Below are 17003 nucleotides of genomic sequence, written 5' to 3'. Positions count from 1 at the left end.
TGATCTCTTACCAACATCTATAGAGATAAGAGTTCATATCCAGAAAAGATCACACCTTTACATCTAACCTGATCTAAGATTCGACTATCTGTCTTCTACCATTATCCTATGTGAGGCTATCTTTTATCCAAGAGAGACAGAGAGTTCCTTCGCTACGCTCGGAACATGGCAAGCCTTAATCCCATAGAATAATTTAATTGGTCACCTTTATTCAGCTTGCTACACTAATCCACATCAGAACCAAAATTCGATAAAACCGTGTTTTCAGGCCACCTGATAGCCGTTATTTACATGACTCAAAATGAGCCACTTTTCGCTATATGAAAGTTATGATGTTTCGCTCTTACGAGCGTATACCTTTATCCGCCTAGATCAGTGCCTTTATCCACCTCACTTGAAACCGTTCCGGTTTGCTTGTTTCCCTTGCCGCCATTTCGCTCAAGCTGTTGCGGTTTCGCAGACCGACGTCGCGCTCAGCCTGTCATACTGGAGCAAATTCACCCAGCACCACCGACGACCCTTCGAATTTCACAGCCGATACCGCCCACACAGAGCCGCGCAATTGCTTATTTGCCCTTAGTCTGCAAGTTCTCGATCAGATCAGGCGTCAGAGCCATCTTATCGAGATAGAAGCGCTGCAACATTTCGATGCTAGTGCCCGCGTTCTTCGCCAGATTGTAGATGTTCGCCTCGCCCTTCGACTCTTTAAGGCGCTTCTGCAAAGCGTAATGGCGCAGAGAATACGGCGAGAACTTGTGAACATCGTCTTTCAGGCCAGCTGCTTCCAGTATGTGGTTGAAGATCCGACGCGCTGTGTTGATCGCCGTTGTTCGATTTGGATACTCAGGCATCCAGACATATTCATTCTGGTCCGTATCAGCCTCATTCAGCGGGTTCAGCATGCCTCGGTATAGTGGCACCGCAATCGGCATCGTGACGCTTGTGCGCTGACCTGTCTTACCGTCGATCTTCATCTCGAGGTGCGGTGGTTTGCCCTTCACTTGAACGTCTTTGTGCTTCAATCCAAACAACTCAGATTCGGTCGGCCGAAGAAAGCTGTAGACAACAAACCTGAACATTCTGACGTGATGACGACGAACCTTCACACCACGCACGATGTCACCACGCTGCGCGCATTCCTCACCGGCCTGCAAGAGACGAGCATATTCGTCATCAGTGAAAGCCAGTCGGGGCATGTCTTTCGTCTTCTGTTTGGGCATCACCGGCAGTACGTTCAGCAGCCCGTCCTCAACAGCCAACGTCAGCACTTTGCGCAAAATGATCGTGTGCTTTGCTTTGGTGCTTTCAGCCAGAGGCTTGCCCCGTTTTTCGTCTAGCTTGAGCAGATAATCACGCACCGAGCCTGTGTTGATCTTCGTCACATCCCACTTGCCGAAATACGCGATCAAGCCATCGCCTGATCTGTTGAGCAGCTTTGCATCACCACCTGACCACTTGCCGCCCTTCAGCGCCTGTATGCTGATCAACTGCTTGGCATAGCGCTCAAAGCTGGTGGCTTTCTTCACAGCATGTACTGGGTGGCCACCGCTCTTGAAATTGTCAGCGAACTCTATCGCAGCCTCGACTGCCTCGATGCGCACGGTCTCTTTTGTGGTTCGCCGTACGTACTTTTTGGCAAGCGGATCCCACAGACGCAAGAACCAGTAGATCGACTGGCCAGTTTTGTAGATCGCAAGACCTTTTCGAATGTTCTTCTGTGATGTGGTCTTACTTTTTGAATCAGCCATTGGTTAAGCTACCCGCGCTGTGTAACACTGTGTAACTTTTATAGACGGATTTCTGATTTTCCACTATCGAAACTAAGTCAATCTTTTCAGAAGCTTAGTGGTGCCCAGGGGCGGAATCGAACCACCGACACGAGGATTTTCAATCCACTGCTCTACCCCTGAGCTACCCGGGCACGGGAAGGTGTTAACCTTGGGTTGGGGCGTTCTATGCCGAGTACGCGACCGTGTCCAGAGACTTTTGACAAGAAAATTACGAATGTTTGATCTGCAGATTTCTTTCGGCCTGAACGGCTGCATTTTCAGGATCCTCGGCATCCTGGCTGGGCACCGCGTATACCCCATTTAGCCATTTCCCCAGATCGATATCAGCGCAACGCTTGCTGCAAAACGGCCGGTAGGATGCAGTGGTTCCGCCATCGCAAATTGGGCAAGTCACGCCAGAAGCTCATTTAATATGCCCGTCAGGGCCACCCGGCTCCGTTTGCGCTGGAGCTCATAATGACCAAGAGGAGTCCAGCCAACCATCAGGGTTTCCTCGCTGTCGGTGCGAAAGGCCGCCCGCAGAGCCGTTTCAAAGACCCGCCGGTCCTTTTTCGGCATCGGCGCCAAATCCAGCACAATTTGCCCGCCCAGGCCGCGCACCCGCAGCGCCCGCGGCAGTGCTTTGGCACAAGCCATGTTCGCCTTGACCCCAGCCGCCAGCGAGGCGTCAGACCCGGTGTTCACATCTACAGCCACTAGCGCACGCGTCGGCTCAATATACAAAAAGGCACCGCCGGATAGTGGCACGTGAATGCCCCTGACCATCTCTAGCGCCTCCAGCACCCCGTGATGTTCAAAGCCGCCGGCCTGCCGCTCAACCTCTGCTGCCTCTGACCAATCCCGCCAAGCCAGCAAATGCGGAGTATCCCCCTCAGTCAATGCCTGGGGCTCGCAGCCATCGTCCGACATAACTGCGGCGGCCACATCCGCCATTGCTGCGATGTCCTCGGTGATTTGATCGGCTTCGGCGCCATCACAGGCCGATCTGAGAATCAGCCCGTGGGGGCTGTCGCCCATAATTTCATGGGCAATTTCCAACAGTCGGTCCCGCTCAACCTCGTCGCGAATCGAGCGCGAAATATTCAACCCTGGCGCCTCAGGGGTGACAATCGCATAGCGGCTTTTGAACAGGATTTTCTGAGTGACAGGAATGGCCTTGCCATCCTCGGCATAACCGGTGACTTGCACCAGCAGCATCTGCCCCGGAGCCAACCCTTTGACCTGTCGCAGAAACGCTGGGCCATCCGGGGTGCTCAGGAACATGCCGCCCTGCCCCTTGACTGGGCGATCAGCGCGGGCGCGGTAGATCGTACCAGGTGCCGGCTGATCACTTTCGATCAATAGGTCGTCCAGCTTGCCATCCACCATCAGCGCCGCAGCTTCGCGGCCGTTCAGGTGGTCGAGGATGATAGTGCGGCCCTTCATTCGGAGACCTCCTTGTGCAGCGGGTAGCCCGCCGCCTGTAACATGTTTGCGGTTTCGGCCAGTGGCAGCCCGACAATGCCGGTGAACGAGCCACTGATCCAGGGGATTAGCGCCCCTGCAGGACCCTGGATGGCATAGCCTCCGGCCTTGCCCTGCCAGTCATTGCTGGCAAGATAGCTGTTCAATTCCGGGTCTGACAACCGTTTCATCCGAACCTGAGACACCACATCCCGTTGCCATATCTTGTTGCCACGCCGCAGCGCGATTGCGGTGATCACCCGATGACGGCGCCCAGATAGCGCCAGCAGGAACTCGGCGGCTTCACCTGCACTTGCCGGCTTACCCAAAATGCGGCGGCCCAGCGCCACAGTGGTATCCGCACAAAGCACCAGATCCTCATCATCGGCCCGGACAGCCAAAACTTTCTCACGGGCAATGCGACTGCAATAGGCCCGCGGTAGCTCAGCTTTTTGTGGAGTCTCATCAATATCCGGTGCCCGCACCTCATCTGGAGTGATCCCCAGTTGCGCCAAAAGCTCCAGCCGCCGCGGGCTGCCTGATCCCAGAATGAATGCCATCACCGGCCCTCTTGTCCAATTCGGGCTCGCTCCAAAAGGACCCGCCCGTGCAAAGAGCGACCAAACAGAGCAGCCGTCTTCTGCTTGTTAAAAATACCTCCGCCGGAGGCCTCGGCCTTGCACCGCAAGGCCGAATAACAAAAGCCCGGCGAAGCAGCCGGGCTTTGGTCATCTATCAGGATCACGCTTACTTAAAGCGATAGTTGATCCGTCCTTTGGTCAGGTCATAGGGGGTCATTTCCACCTGAACCTTGTCGCCAGCCAGAACACGGATGCGGTTCTTGCGCATCTTGCCTGCCGTATGTGCGATGATCTCATGGCCGTTTTCCAGCTCGACCCGAAACGTCGCATTGGGCAGGAGTTCCTTCACGACACCGGGAAATTCGAGCGTATCTTCCTTGGCCATGTTATCTCCATTTTTGGTTACCCCCGCTCAGATGCGGGATGAGGGCTTAAATGGGGGCTTTTGGGCAGGTTTTCAAGGGCGCAATCACTGCAGATGGCTAATAGTGACCGATTTCACCCGATCATCCTGCTCCATCCAATGACTGCGGTTCAAAACCTGACCGTCGGCCCGGACTCGTGCAATGTCAGCAAGGTCAATTTCAGCCAGCGTCCAACCGGGCCTGCCTAGCACCCCCTCGGCCAAAACCCCCGCCCCCGGGAACCCCGAATCGGGTGGCCCATAGATACCGCCCATTGCCACATTCACAGTCACCGCCCCAAGCCACTCGGCTGCCCTCACGACCGAAGCCATGGCGGCCACACAATACCCCTCCAGCGCCCGTGCCATGGCGCCGACAGGCACCCGCCAATACCCTGACAAAGCCTCCGTGCAAGGGGCGGGCACCAGAATGACATCTGCCGCCCTCAGCGCGCGGCCCAACAGTGGGAATTCGCTATCGTAACACGTAAGAATGCCTACTCCACCTCGCGCGGTCTCAAACAGTTTCAACGCCCCTCCGGAAATTACATGCCAAGTGTCACGCTCCGACCGCGTCAGGATTGGCCAGATCACCCCCATAGGTGCGGCAACACGGGAACAGCATCTGACAAAAGCAAAGCTGAGGTGGCCCGCCACAGTCCGGTTATTGCGCTTGACTTGCGCTCCCCCAGCGCTTGGTCAGATGCCCGATGATCTGATCGCGGGTCTGGCGATAGCAGTCCAGCTTGGCCTCTCGGCTTTCGCCCAGTCCGGTCGGATCCATGATCGGCCAGTATTCCACATCGAGATGAAAGAACCGGGTCAACTCCAACGCCCGGCGCTGGCTGGCAGGTGACAAGGCCACCACCAGATCAAATGAAGAAAGATCATCCCCCCAACGTTCCATGTCATCAAACGAGCGTGAGCGATGGCGTGACAACTCGACACCGATTTCCTGACACACCGAGATAGAAAACCCATCAATTTCCATGTCGGTCTTGACCCCGGCTGACTGAACATAGGTGCCGGTACCATAGAATTTCTTCATGATGCCTTCGGCCATCGGCGAGCGCACCGAATTGTGGTCGCAACAAAACAAAACCGATTGCGGCAGTTCGCTCAACCCGTCAGCCTCCGAAGTGCAGCACGCAGATCAGCGTGAACAGGCGCCGGGCTGTATCGGTGTCGATTTCGGCCTTGCCCTCCAGCCGCTCTTGCAACACGCGGCTGCCCTCATTGTGAATGCCCCGGCGCGCCATATCAATGGTTTCAATCTGACTTGGCGGCAGCGTCTTGACGGCGGTGAAATAGCTTTCACAGATCTGATAGTAATCCTTGACTACCTGCCTGAACGGCGACAACGACAGGTGGAATTCCGCCGCCTTGCCGCCGCCTTCAGTTTCGACATCAAACACCAACCGCTTATCCCGGATGGCCAGTCCCAGATGATAGGGCCCCTGGGGAACCTCGCGGTTCTCACGAGAGGGCAACTGAAAGGAGTTTTCCTCAATCAGGTCAAAAATCGCCACCCGGCGCTCCTGCTCGATCTCTGGTGTCGGCGGCGGCAGGTTGCGGTCGTCCAATTCGATTTGGCTGATGCGGTTCATTGTCTTTGATCTCACTGCACGTATGCGTTGACCCAGAGGTATCGCAAGCCACAGGCCGAGGCAATGCATGGCTTTAGTCGCTGTCATTCAAACAAATTGCATCGGCCTGCGGCAATCTACCATCAAAAAACATTTGAGCCTCCGGCGGGGATATTTTCGGCCAGATGAAGTAACGAATCCTTAACCATCTGAGCCGAGCCTGATTGAGCGGTACAGGCGGGGACGCCGATGACCGCGCCAGGTGAAGCTTCCCGGCCAGTCCGGGAGGCGGATCCCCGGTTTCATCTGGCCAAAAATATCCCAGGGTGAATTGGCCGCAGGCCAAGAGGGGCAGAGCCCCTGCCCCCAGCCCTGCCCTAATCGTTCAATGCATCAAGCCGGGCGCGCACGGACAACCCGTGCGCTTGCAGACTTTCGCTGATGGCCAGCGTCTCAGCTGCTGGCCCAATGGCCCGCAGCGCTGCCGGGGTCATGTGGCTGAGTGTCGTGCGCTTGAGAAAATCCAGGACCGACAGCCCGGATGAAAACCGGGCCGAACGCGCAGTCGGAAGCACGTGATTGGGGCCACCAACGTAATCACCAATCGCCTCGGGGGTATATTGCCCCAGGAAAATGGCGCCCGCGTGAACGGTCTTGAGGCTCAATGCCTCTGGGTCGGCGACGCAGAGCTCCAGGTGTTCTGGGGCAATGCGGTTGGACAGCGCGGCGGCCTGATCCATGTCGGTGACGGTAATCACCGCTCCGTAATCGCGCCAGCTTGGCCCGGCAATGGCGCTCCGCTCCAGGGTCTCCAGCTGTTTCTCCACCGCCGCGGCCACCGCCCGGCCAAATTCAGCATCATCGGTGATCAGGATGGATTGGGCCGTTTCATCGTGCTCGGCCTGGCTCAGCAGGTCCAGGGCAATCCAGTCCGGGTTGTTGTCTTTATCGGCAATCACCAGGATTTCTGATGGGCCCGCAATCATATCAATCCCCACCTTGCCAAACACCCGGCGCTTGGCCGCGGCAACAAAAGCATTGCCGGGGCCGGTGATTTTATCAACCGGGACAATGCTCTTGGTGCCATAGGCCAGCGCCGCAATGGCCTGAGCGCCGCCAATGCGATAGATCTCGTCCACCCCCGCGATCCGAGCAGCCAGCAACACCAGCGGATTAATCTTGCCATTAGGCGTCGGCACGGTAATCGCCAATCGCTGCACGCCAGCCACCTTGGCAGGAATGGCATTCATCAGCACCGACGACGGATAGGTGGCCAGGCCACCCGGCACATAGAGACCCGCCGCTGAAACCGCGGTCCAACGCCAGCCCAGGGTCGCCCCAGCCGAATCCGTCCAGCTTTCATCGCTGGGCATCTGGCGCTTATGGTAAGACCAAATACGCTCGGCCGCCAATTCCAGTGCGGCGCGGTCGGCCTCGCCCACCTCAGCAATCGCCGCGTCGATCTCATCCCTCGAGAAGGCGAGCTGGTCTGCTGCCAGCTCAAGATGGTCAAACTTGGCGGTCAGTTCGAGCACAGCAGCATCGCCCCGGGCGCGCACATCCGCAATAATATCGGCAACAATCGCGTCTACGTCCGGGCTATCCTCGCGTTTGGCCCCCAAAAGCGCGGCAAAACCCATCTCGAAATCATCAGCGCTCGTATCCAGAAACTGCGGCATCAGGCTCTCCTTTTGGCGCTAAATAGCGGCGCACGGGCGCAGGCTCAAGCAAATAGCTGCGGTTAATCACCGTGCCCCGGAGCCTTGCCCGATGGCGCCTGATATGGTCGGGTGACATCGCGCAGTGAAACCTCAAGCGCCTCGACCGACAGCCGCAAGACGCCGTCACCGGCCAGGGTCAGCAGCACATGGCCGGCGCCGTCCTCGCCCGGCTCAAAGCGGAGCTCAAGCAGCGACAGGATCACGTCAGGATCACTGCGATCGACCCCCTGCGAGGCCACTGACAACACAGTGTCGATGACCAGCAGCGATTGCACCCGCTCATAGGCCCGCCCCCGAGATTTGGCCCTGTCGCTGTCTTCCCAGCGAAACCGGTTCAGCAGCAAGGCAAAGCGATTTTGCTTTGCCTGCCAGCGCATCTCGGTGATCGGGAAGACCGCGTCCTGCGTCAGTGACGAGATCACTTGCAGATCCTCCGGCGACAATGCGCCAAGGTTCAGCGGCGCCTCCTCGCCCTCTTCAAATGTTGCGTCAGTCATTACTGCCCCTTGATCCGTTCAATTTTGGCGCCAACAGAGGACAGCTTGCCCACCACGTGCTCATAGCCACGATCCAGATGATAGACCCGGCTCACCACAGTTTCGCCCTCGGCTGCCAGCCCGGCCAGAATCAACGATACCGAAGCGCGCAGATCGGTGGCCATCACCGGAGCGCCTTTCAGCCGGTCAACGCCGGTCACCGTGGCGGTGCCGCCGTGCACCTCAATCTGAGCGCCCATGCGGATCAGTTCCGGTGCATGCATAAAGCGGTTCTCAAAAATCCGCTCTTCCAGAACCGAAGTCCCTTCTGCGGTACACAAGAGCGCCATCATCTGCGCCTGCAGATCCGTCGGAAAACCGGGGAAGGGTTCCGTTATCACATCCACCGCCCGAATCCGGCCATTTCGACGCGCGACCTTCAGGCCCCTGTCGGTCTCTTCAACCGAGATCCCAGCGGCATCCAGTTTCTCGCAGAACGCAGCAACCAGATCGATCCGACCGCCAAGCAATTCCACCTCTCCACCGCAGATCGCTGGTGCCAGCATATAGGTGCCCAGCTCGATTCGGTCGGTGACCACCGGGTGCGTCGCACCATGCAACCGGTCGACCCCCTGAATGGTGATGGTCGAGGTGCCGTCGCCGTCAATCTGAGCCCCCATCCGGCGCAGACAATCAGCCAGATCGACGATCTCAGGCTCGCGCGCGGCGTTGTTGATCACAGTTGTACCCTTGGCCAAAGTCGCCGCCATCAGCACGTTTTCGGTCGCCCCGACCGAAACCAGCGGGAAATCCACGATACCGCCCTTCAATCCCCCCGGTGCCTTGGCGTGAATATAGCCGTCCTTCAGCTCCAGCTCCGCTCCCAGCGCCTCCAGCCCCTTGAGGTGCAGATCAACGGGCCGCGCACCGATGGCGCAGCCGCCGGGCAGCGACACAACTGCGTGGCCATCCCGCGCCAGCATGGGCCCCAGAACCAAAATCGAGGCGCGCATTTTGCGCACGATGTCATAGTCGGCGGTGTGATTGCTGATGTTGTGGCTGGACATCGCCAGCACCTTGCCATCTTGCAATGAGGTCACCTCGGCGCCAAGCGACTGCAGCAGCTCGGTCATAGTTTTGATATCGCTCAACCGGGGCGCATTGGTCAGCGTCAGCGGTTCGTCGCTCAGCAATGTTGCCGGCATCAGTGTCAAACAGGCGTTTTTTGCGCCTGCTATAGGGATTTGACCGCTCAGCTCGTTGCCACCGGTTACCAAAATCGAATCCATCTGCCGTTATCCTTCTGACTTGCCTGTCTGTTTGCCATCAGCACTTGTGCCCGCACGCGCCTTGGCCTGCGCCTTACGCCGCGCCATATTTACTTTCAACGCAGCCTTTAGCCGGTCTTCGCGTGCAGTGGAACTGCCGTTGCTTTTGGGTGTTTTTTTATCTGCCATGAACCCTGTGTAACTTAGTGTGAAAAAACCGTCCAGATTGCCCTTGCACAGTTTTGCAATTGCCCCTAAAAGCCCCCTCACCGGCGCTGATATGGTGCAGTAGACATAGGTCTTCCGCAACATAACAGCTCCAAAGCTTAGGTAGCTGAACGATGAGGGTTTTTCCAGAGCCCGATAGCTACCGAGTGACCATCTGGAGGACAGTGCGCTGTGGTAGCTCAGTGGTAGAGCACACCCTTGGTAAGGGTGAGGTCGGGAGTTCGATCCTCCCTCACAGCACCATTCGATCTGATGCAAAGGCATCGTTTCAATGGACCGCCTCTGGCGGAATTAAGCCCCCCACGTCGGATGTCGATAACCAGCCCCTTGGCTCTCTGACAGCCTGGCCAATGGCGTCATTCAGAATCGTTGGATATCGCGACGGCCATTGTTCTGGCCCCCTCAGCAGCAGCATGCTCTATGATAACTCTGACATGACGAGAAGGTAGACGAGATCCATGAGTGAACGTTACGAACGCCACCGCCAAGCCTGGACAGCTGAGGAAATTCAAAAGCTGCATATGCTGGTGACAAAGGGGATGAGCTTGAAGGCGGTTGCCAAAGCTCTGGCGCGGTCGGAGGAATCGACCAAGAGCAGAGCAAAACTAGACAAACTCAAAATACGGAAAATGCGCTGACCCCTTGGCGCGGCTCCTCCCAAAAGCGGCCCTAGTGCCGCTGTCCGCCGGGGTGATACCATTCGCCGAGCTCAGTGCTTTTTGACTGCAAGCCTGACCTTACGGGCCGCAATGCCGGGCGACAGCAGGCTTTGCCTGCCGCCGCGCCAATGGCCGCGTTCAACCACCCAGTTGAGGGCGCATGGCCTGATAAATAACCGCCGTGGCTACGTTTGCCAGGTTCAGGGATCGGACCAGTGGATTGCGCATCGGCAAATTAAATACTCGATCCTCCATGCCATCCAATATGGCCGCTGGCAGACCTTTGGATTCACAGCCGAAAACCAAATAGGCATCCGGTTGATACTCCGGGGCGTAAACGCTCTGCGCGCCATGTTCCTCAAAGAAATACAGGCTTTCGCGCGGAGGGCTTCGATCAGTTATAAAATCCTCCCAGCTGTCATATTCGCAGAGATTAACATGTTTCCAGTAATCCGTTCCGGCCCGCCGCACCGCCTTCTCATCAAGCGAAAACCCGTAGGGCTTGATCAGGATCAGCTCCAGATTCAGCGCCACACAGGTCCGCCCAATCGCGCCGGTATTATACGGAATTTCAGGGGTCACCAAGACCAGCTTCATGCACGGATCAGACATAGGATGTGTGGGCTTTCTAAGTCACGGGCGCAGGAGCGGCCCGCTGTTAGCCCCTGTTAACCTAACAAACAGGGCCTTAACAGCGCCAACTTTTCCAGTCCAATGGCTGCCAGATGCCCGTCGCCCCATTGCGGAAACACCCCCGTCTTAGCCCCGTTGCGACCCTTCTCCACGGCTTGCCCAAAGGTCCACCCAAGGCCCGCAAAGGTGGTCGCGGGATTTCGGATCTGGCGGAGCGGGCCGACATGGCCAGCCGGTCAATCTGCCTGACCCTGCCTTCAATCCCGGAAACACAGCGCAAATTTGAGCGGGACTTCTGGAAGCAACTTGAAGAGGCCCAACCGCGCATCCTGGCCGCGATTTTGGATGCCACTTCCTGCGCCTTGCGCCGCCATACTTAGGGCGACTTCGGCGTCCCTCCTGGACTTCGAAGTGAAATGCCGACCAGGTTGGGACTGGAGGATACTACCTGTTCAAACTCTGCACAGCACTTCGTCGCGTTCAGCCACCGCTTCGCAGGCGGGGCATTGCAATCAATTTGGGACGCCATGGGAAATCAGGAGAACGGCTTATCCAGATTGGAAGCGTTTGGTTTATCGCCAGTATCGTCAGCCATGCATTCGATCTCAGTCAGCTGACGCTGCTGGCCATAAGGATATAGATTTTCACGACATCTTCAGTGCGGGGCTTTTGCCGGACCGGCGGCCCGGAGAACGAAGGCTCTGGCTGGCGACCGTCGACTTTCGTGACGGCCCGTGTGGACTAAAGATCAGATACCCCCTAAATGACAAAACGGGCAATTCCTACGGAGCAACTCAAACCGGCTACGAGAACGCATTTTACACGCTGTATCGCATTAATTTTTACACACTGATTCACATTAATAGAGATCAAAGATATGCAATCACTACTCGACTTTCTTCGCCCAGAACCGAAGCGAGAGACCGCGGAATTAAAAGTATCTGTTTCTGGAAATCTGGCCGAAATTTCATTGGGGAAGAGGTCATTTTTCATTCGTTCGGATGCGGCGACACCAATCAAACACGACGTTTATGATTTTGCGCTTTTTGGGGCCCTGGCCTTGTCGATCTCGCACAACGTCGAAATAAAGACAGATCTGCCAATCTCCAGAGCGGCGATTGACTCGGCTGAGAGGCTGAAGGCCATAATGAATATGTGGCTGCCTCGGAAAATATATCCAGCGCCACTCAACTTCAGCAATATCGTTGAAAGTGAGCCTAGCTCATTTGATCGTCCGGGCCTGATGTGTCTTAGCGGCGGTGTCGATTCAACTTTTGCCGCTCTTGAGGCGCAAGAAGACCCCAAACTGACCCATGGCCTGTTGATCGCGGGCGCAGACTATCCCAACGCTCAGACTTCGGGTTTCAAGTCTTTGAAACCACGTGTGCAAACCATTGCCAAAAAAACCGGATTAGAGCTTATCACGGTGGAGACCTCGATCCGGAAACTGGGTTTCAATTGGGACATGCTGCATACGCTCAATCTCGCGATGTGTCTCAACTATCATTCTGGTCACTTTGGCTGGGGCGCATTTGCAGCAGATAGTTCACCAGCCATGGAATTTGCAGCTTTTCCATGGGGCAATAATCGGGTGATACACTCCGCTCTTTCCAGTGCACGTTTTCCTATCCGCCACCTCGGCCGTGATTTCTCGCGAGCGGCGAAAGTGCGTAAAATTATTGGGCACCCCAGTGACGTGGCAAGTGATCTCTCTGTTTGTTATCAGGAACAATCACATGGCGGAAATTGTGGCGTTTGCATGAAGTGTATTCGAACGCGCCTTTGCATTCTGACATCCGGTCGCGAATTGCCTGGGTTATTTGTGCAAAACGATAAGCTTGAGACGATTATGGGCAACAGGGCCCCCCAAAAAAATCAAGCCAGTAAGCGGGACGATTTGGCCGTTATGTGGGAACTTCGTTCCGACCTTGCAGACGGGCCTGTGAAAGATGCGATTGATGGCTATATCAAGCGCTTGAAATCCCGAACCATTCCACTCGGGAGACGCTAATGGAAGTGATCCAGCCGGTCACCTACGTGATCAATCTTGATCGCAACCCCGCGCGCCTAAAAGCGACGAAATCTGTTTTGGCCGCTGCCGGGTTATCTTTCACACGGGTGCCTGCAGTCGATGGGCGCAGGCTTGAGGCTGATGCCGGGAACGCCGCGCTTGGCACTTTGGGGCGGACGTTAAGTTGTGGTGAAGTTGGCTGTTTTGAAAGCCACCGCCTATGCGCAAAAAAATTCTTTGCAACGGGCCTACCTTATGGGCTTGTGGTCGAGGATGATCTTGCGCTGCGTCCGATGGGAAAATCGCAACTGGACCACCTTTGGGCGTCCCTTGAGCACATTCACGGTTGGGACGTGATGAACCTTGGCAAGAATGCCAAACGCTTTTGTACACCGCTATTGCAGCCTGGCTGGAAAGAGTTGGGAACAACACATTACCGGGCCCATTATTTTCCTATGACAACACCCGCAATATTATGGTCACGTGCAGGCGCATCGACCTTTTTGGATCTGACACAGCAAATTACGATGCCTGTTGATCTGTTTCTACGCAATTGGACTTTGACGACAGGCCGTGGGATGGCCTTCGCCCCCAGCCCCTTTACGGTTCGGGGTGAAGAAAGCGAAATTGACAAAATGCAAGCAACGCAAGGGTCTCGTTGTGCGGCCCGAAATGCCTCCTATTTGCCCCAGCGCATAAAGCGTCAAATACAGGGATATCTGCTTGCGCGAAAAAGCCAGAAAGCATGGGCATGACTGAAACGATACAGACCGCTTTTGATCGACTTGCATCCGACTTGCGTAACATTGTGCAAGATCACCCCATCGTCTTTCTGCTCAGTCCGGGCAATTGGGGGGATAGCATTATTCGCGAAGGTGCTGAGCAGTTCTTTCTGCACTATGGCTTTAAATATCATACGGTGATTGCCAAAGATGTCATGAAAAAGCGCACCACAATGGAAGCGGAAATCGCCAAATCAGGGCATCCCGCACCGGTCGTCGTTTGCAATGGCAATGGTGCGTTTTGTGGCCACTATGATACGCCGCAGATCACCGCTCAACTGACACAGCATTTTCAAACCGCGGTCATGTTGCCCTCGACAATTGATATGGACCTTAGTCAGTTAACATTTGCGCCCGAGATGCATTTTTTTGTCCGCGACCGATTTGAAAGCCAAGCGCAATTGCCTGACGCGCCGTTTTGTCACGACATGGCGTTCTTTTTGAAACTGGTAGCACCAGAACCACGCAAAGAGGTGGGGTATTTTTTAAGGCAGGACCGGGAAGCTCCAAAGGGTCTTGTGGTTCCACGCGGGAACTTTGATGTTTCAAAAAAAGGGCGTATTTATACACCGATCCAAGGATTTGTTGACGCGATCTCACCGTACAAAACCGTGCATACAAATCGTCTTCATATCGGCATCGTCGCGACTCTTTTGGGACGCGAGACGTATATCTACGCAAATGACTATTTCAAAATTCGTGCAATTTTCGATTCATCCATCAGTCCGTTTTTCCCCAATGCGACGTTCAACACTGTGTTTGTTCCACCAAAAGTGCGCAAACGGTTTTTCAGCTGATTGATTGTTTCGGGAAAGCATTTTTTGGGCTGTGAGGGTGATTGCCCCGGTAGCAGAAGGATGGATTGCCGCCCTCACAGCCATCCCTTGGATTTGAACACTGCCAGGTCAACACCAGGCGGCGCATACCATCCGCCTGTGGCGTATTTAGCACCGCATTTTTGCGCGACGTCCTTGTTGCCGTAAGGAATTTGCAGTGGCGTGTTTGCTGCCGAATTCCCCTGCTCTGAAGCCAGCGGAGGCGTTGCTTCCGCGCAAGCCGTCGTTGCCTTGGGCTTTTGTGCCCGCTTCGTTGACTTAGTGGATTTCTCCGCCATTGGTTCGGATATTTTCTTGCCCGTTTTGCGGCCCCCCCTGCCGGGCTTCGCGTCCTGGTTCTTGTCAATCCACACGGACATAGCGGCAGAGCTGGCCTTGGCCTGGTCGGTTATCGCAACACCTTGTTCCAGCGAGATCCTCTCGGCGAATAACAATTGTGCCGGACTTGCTGGTTTTGCTCCAGAGCCTCCCATTGCATTCCCGTCGACGCCCTCGGCTTTCTTGGGGGCGTGTTGCTCGAGGAACGCACGGCAAACTGATCCCGATTTGGTGTAGCCCGCTGGAGGCTTTATGCGCTTTTGGCGAGCGATGCTGTCAGCGAAACGCTTCATCGCGGCTGTTGGTGGCCGTCCACCGCCCGCGCCGTCCGACGCAGAACCAATCAAGGGTGGCATACCGCCCGGCGGGCCTTCCACCAGCTTGCCAATGATACGCCGGGCGACATCGCAAACAGCATCGATGGCACCAACCATCTCCTGCTTGCCAACGACAACATCGTCGAGCAGGCATTCAAGTCGCGCCGTCACGCCCGGATCGACCAAGGCCGGATCGGCCTGTTGCAGAACACCAAACAACGTTAGCCCAGTTTCGGTGGGCACAATGTTCTTGCCCTGGGCAATCAGAAAACCCTGCCGTTTCAACCCTCCGATGATCTCAGCGCGGGTCGCGGGCGTACCGATGCCCTTGGCTTCCTTCAGCCTGTCACGCAGAACCTCGTCATCGACAAAACGCCAGGCCTGCTGCATCGCCTCAATCAAAGTGCCTTCGTTATAACGCGGCGGTGGCCGGGTTTCCTTGTCCTCGATGACAGGGTTCCGCAACCGCGCGGTCTCGCCGTTTTGCATCTGCGGAAGCAACTGCGCATCGTCGCCCTTCTCGTTGGCGGGTTGCCATTCCGGAAAGGCCGCACGCCACCCGAGATCGATGGGTTGGCGGCCTGTGGCCTTGAATGGAAAGCCGACCGCATCAAGCGATACGGTTGTCTGGCGATAGCGGAAGTCTGGCATGACAGCGGCCAGGTACGCCCGCGCGATCACGTCAAACAGTTTTTTCTCGTCAATCGAAAGGCGCGGCCAGACATCCCGCAAACCGTCGATAGTGTTGACGTTGGGGATGACCGCGTGGTGGCTGGCCCCCTCCAATCCCTTGTCATAGAAACTGCCGCTCTTGCCCCTTCGGACTACCGGCTCCGCTGGCATGGGGATCGTGCTGAACGATTGCCCCGCTTGCAGTCCGGCGACAATCTGCGGCACATCCGCGATCAAAGTCTCGGGCAGGTAGCGCACTTCGGCACGAGGATAGGTGATGATTTTCTTGCCCTGACCATCATAGAGTTCCTGAGCGATCTGCAAAGTCTTGGCCGCGGCCCAGCCGAAGCGAGAGGCGCAGAGTTTCTGCAGTGACGGCAAATCGTGCAGCCTCGGCGGCCGTTGTCGCTTATCTTCGACGCGCACGTTGAGCGGCCCCTCGAAATCACGGGCAGCCATGACCACGGCCTCGGCAAGCTCACGTTTGAGAATTCGATCCCGTGGCGCATGTCGCATCTTGAATTCACCACCCGCGACCATGGCTGTGGCGACGATCTCGAAATAGGGCACCGGATCAAAATCGCGGATTTCCAATTCCCGCTTGCAGGCGATTGCCAGGGTTGGGGTTTTCACACGGCCAACGCCGATGACGCCCCGGGCGCCTTTGCCAAGGATGACGGTGGCGGTGCGGGTCAGTGACAGATTGTAAATCTGATCGGCTTGGCGCCGCGCGACGGCGGCGGCGTAGAGCCGGGCGTAGTCTGAATTGGGTTTGGCCCGGTCGAATGACGCGCGTATGGTCTGAGCGTCCTGGGCTGTAAACAACACCCGCATGACCTCGCCTCGGTACTTGTAATGCTCCAGGATCTCCTGGCCGATGAGCTGCCCCTCTCGGTCGCAATCGGTGGCAAGCCAGACCCGCTTGGCCGTGCGCAGCGCCTCACGGATGGCTTTGAGCTTGGCCGCCTTGTTACCGCCTTTTGCCGGCCGTGTGCCGTATAGGCCCTGGGGCCGCAGCAAGACCGGGGACCACCGCTTCCATTCCGGCACCACATCCTCTGGTTCGAGCAAGGCGAACAAATGTCCCTCGGCGGGCAGAACCATGCCGTAGCGAGACCCAATGGCGGCGCGGACATCTTTCGCCTGGCTGGCTTTCTCGGTGATGACAATTTGATCGGACATGACGAACTCGTTCGGATTAAGGAAGTCAGCAATGCCAGAACGTAAAGTGAACAACTGCCATTCGCAACCCGGCTTTTGGCGGGTGAGTAAAGGTGAC

18 protein-coding genes, 2 tRNA genes and 1 pseudogene are annotated in these 17003 nt (G+C 56.5%); 6 read left to right on the top strand and 15 right to left on the bottom strand.

Features of this window, described 5'->3' with window-relative positions:
• Nucleotides 1-566: 566 nt before the first annotated feature.
• From QPJ95_RS10885 to QPJ95_RS10825, 13 genes and pseudogenes are all read right to left on the bottom strand, one after another.
• Nucleotides 567-1748, bottom strand: coding sequence for a tyrosine-type recombinase/integrase (locus QPJ95_RS10885; protein ID WP_270920490.1), 1182 nt, complete (start codon nt 1746-1748; stop codon nt 567-569).
• A gap of 98 nt (nt 1749-1846) precedes the next feature.
• Nucleotides 1847-1921: transfer RNA gene (locus QPJ95_RS10880), tRNA-Phe, on the bottom strand.
• A gap of 77 nt (nt 1922-1998) precedes the next feature.
• Complete coding sequence (locus tag QPJ95_RS10875; protein WP_270920491.1) at nt 1999-2184, bottom strand: DNA gyrase inhibitor YacG; 186 nt, start codon at nt 2182-2184, stop codon at nt 1999-2001.
• The gene (locus tag QPJ95_RS10870) at nt 2181-3215 is read right to left on the bottom strand and encodes a ribonuclease E/G (protein WP_270920492.1); all 1035 of its coding nucleotides are present in this window, start codon (nt 3213-3215) and stop codon (nt 2181-2183) included. Before QPJ95_RS10870 ends, QPJ95_RS10875 begins: the two co-directional genes overlap by 4 nt.
• The gene (locus tag QPJ95_RS10865) at nt 3212-3793 is read right to left on the bottom strand and encodes a Maf family protein (protein WP_270920493.1); all 582 of its coding nucleotides are present in this window, start codon (nt 3791-3793) and stop codon (nt 3212-3214) included. The genes QPJ95_RS10870 and QPJ95_RS10865 overlap by 4 nt, the downstream gene beginning before the upstream one ends.
• A 187-nt stretch (nt 3794-3980) precedes the next feature.
• Nucleotides 3981-4199, bottom strand: a complete 219-nt coding sequence (infA, locus tag QPJ95_RS10860; protein WP_005978431.1) for a translation initiation factor IF-1 — start codon at nt 4197-4199, stop codon at nt 3981-3983.
• Nucleotides 4200-4283: 84 nt separating this feature from the next.
• A pseudogene (locus tag QPJ95_RS10855) lies at nt 4284-4799 on the bottom strand (nitrilase-related carbon-nitrogen hydrolase); the annotation flags it as partial.
• Between the two features lie 82 nt (nt 4800-4881).
• Entirely contained in the window at nt 4882-5340 is a 459-nt protein-coding gene (locus QPJ95_RS10850; protein WP_270920494.1) for an arsenate-mycothiol transferase ArsC, read from the bottom strand.
• Nucleotides 5341-5344: 4 nt separating this feature from the next.
• Nucleotides 5345-5824 carry a UPF0262 family protein gene (locus tag QPJ95_RS10845; protein ID WP_270920495.1) on the bottom strand — a complete coding sequence of 160 codons (480 nt, stop codon included), beginning with the start codon at nt 5822-5824 and terminating at the stop codon, nt 5345-5347.
• A 356-nt stretch (nt 5825-6180) separates the two neighbouring features.
• The gene (gene hisD / locus QPJ95_RS10840; protein WP_270920496.1) at nt 6181-7482 is read right to left on the bottom strand and encodes a histidinol dehydrogenase; all 1302 of its coding nucleotides are present in this window, start codon (nt 7480-7482) and stop codon (nt 6181-6183) included.
• A gap of 62 nt (nt 7483-7544) precedes the next feature.
• Nucleotides 7545-8021 carry a DUF2948 family protein gene (locus tag QPJ95_RS10835; protein WP_270920497.1) on the bottom strand — a complete coding sequence of 159 codons (477 nt, stop codon included), beginning with the start codon at nt 8019-8021 and terminating at the stop codon, nt 7545-7547.
• Nucleotides 8021-9289 carry a UDP-N-acetylglucosamine 1-carboxyvinyltransferase gene (gene murA, locus QPJ95_RS10830; RefSeq protein ID WP_270920498.1) on the bottom strand — a complete coding sequence of 423 codons (1269 nt, stop codon included), beginning with the start codon at nt 9287-9289 and terminating at the stop codon, nt 8021-8023. Before murA ends, QPJ95_RS10835 begins: the two co-directional genes overlap by 1 nt.
• Before the next feature lie 6 nt (nt 9290-9295).
• Nucleotides 9296-9580, bottom strand: coding sequence for a hypothetical protein (locus QPJ95_RS10825; protein ID WP_270920518.1), 285 nt, complete (start codon nt 9578-9580; stop codon nt 9296-9298).
• 84 nt (nt 9581-9664) lie between these two features.
• On the opposite strand from QPJ95_RS10825, the gene QPJ95_RS10820 reads away from it, so the two are divergent.
• Together QPJ95_RS10820 and QPJ95_RS10815 are read left to right on the top strand one after the other, a co-directional pair.
• Nucleotides 9665-9739: transfer RNA gene (locus QPJ95_RS10820), tRNA-Thr, on the top strand.
• 215 nt (nt 9740-9954) lie between these two features.
• Complete coding sequence (locus QPJ95_RS10815; protein WP_270920499.1) at nt 9955-10134, top strand: hypothetical protein; 180 nt, start codon at nt 9955-9957, stop codon at nt 10132-10134.
• 159 nt (nt 10135-10293) lie between these two features.
• Here QPJ95_RS10815 and QPJ95_RS10810 read toward each other — a convergent pair whose 3' ends face one another.
• Nucleotides 10294-10752 carry a tRNA (cytidine(34)-2'-O)-methyltransferase gene (locus QPJ95_RS10810; RefSeq protein WP_390923681.1) on the bottom strand — a complete coding sequence of 153 codons (459 nt, stop codon included), beginning with the start codon at nt 10750-10752 and terminating at the stop codon, nt 10294-10296.
• A gap of 128 nt (nt 10753-10880) precedes the next feature.
• On the opposite strand from QPJ95_RS10810, the gene QPJ95_RS10805 reads away from it, so the two are divergent.
• The 4 genes from QPJ95_RS10805 (at nt 10881) to QPJ95_RS10790 (ending at nt 14378) form a co-directional block, all read left to right on the top strand.
• Complete coding sequence (locus tag QPJ95_RS10805; protein WP_270920501.1) at nt 10881-11168, top strand: hypothetical protein; 288 nt, start codon at nt 10881-10883, stop codon at nt 11166-11168.
• A 497-nt stretch (nt 11169-11665) separates the two neighbouring features.
• A complete protein-coding gene (locus tag QPJ95_RS10800) occupies nt 11666-12799 on the top strand; it encodes a hypothetical protein (RefSeq protein WP_270920502.1) in 1134 nt (377 codons plus the stop codon).
• A complete protein-coding gene (locus QPJ95_RS10795; protein WP_270920503.1) occupies nt 12799-13554 on the top strand; it encodes a glycosyltransferase family 25 protein in 756 nt (251 codons plus the stop codon). Before QPJ95_RS10800 ends, QPJ95_RS10795 begins: the two co-directional genes overlap by 1 nt.
• Nucleotides 13551-14378: a hypothetical protein gene (locus QPJ95_RS10790; protein WP_270920504.1), complete on the top strand. Its 828-nt coding sequence runs from the start codon at nt 13551-13553 to the stop codon at nt 14376-14378. Before QPJ95_RS10795 ends, QPJ95_RS10790 begins: the two co-directional genes overlap by 4 nt.
• Before the next feature lie 74 nt (nt 14379-14452).
• Here QPJ95_RS10790 and QPJ95_RS10785 read toward each other — a convergent pair whose 3' ends face one another.
• The gene (locus QPJ95_RS10785) at nt 14453-16906 is read right to left on the bottom strand and encodes a type IA DNA topoisomerase (RefSeq protein ID WP_270920505.1); all 2454 of its coding nucleotides are present in this window, start codon (nt 16904-16906) and stop codon (nt 14453-14455) included.
• Nucleotides 16907-17003: the final 97 nt, after the last annotated feature.

The sequence above is a fragment of the Parasedimentitalea psychrophila genome (assembly GCF_030285785.1).
Classification (GTDB): Bacteria; Pseudomonadota; Alphaproteobacteria; order Rhodobacterales; family Rhodobacteraceae; genus Parasedimentitalea; species Parasedimentitalea psychrophila.
The sequence above is the reverse complement of the archived record's forward strand: the minus strand, read 5'-3'. Positions and strand labels throughout refer to the sequence as shown.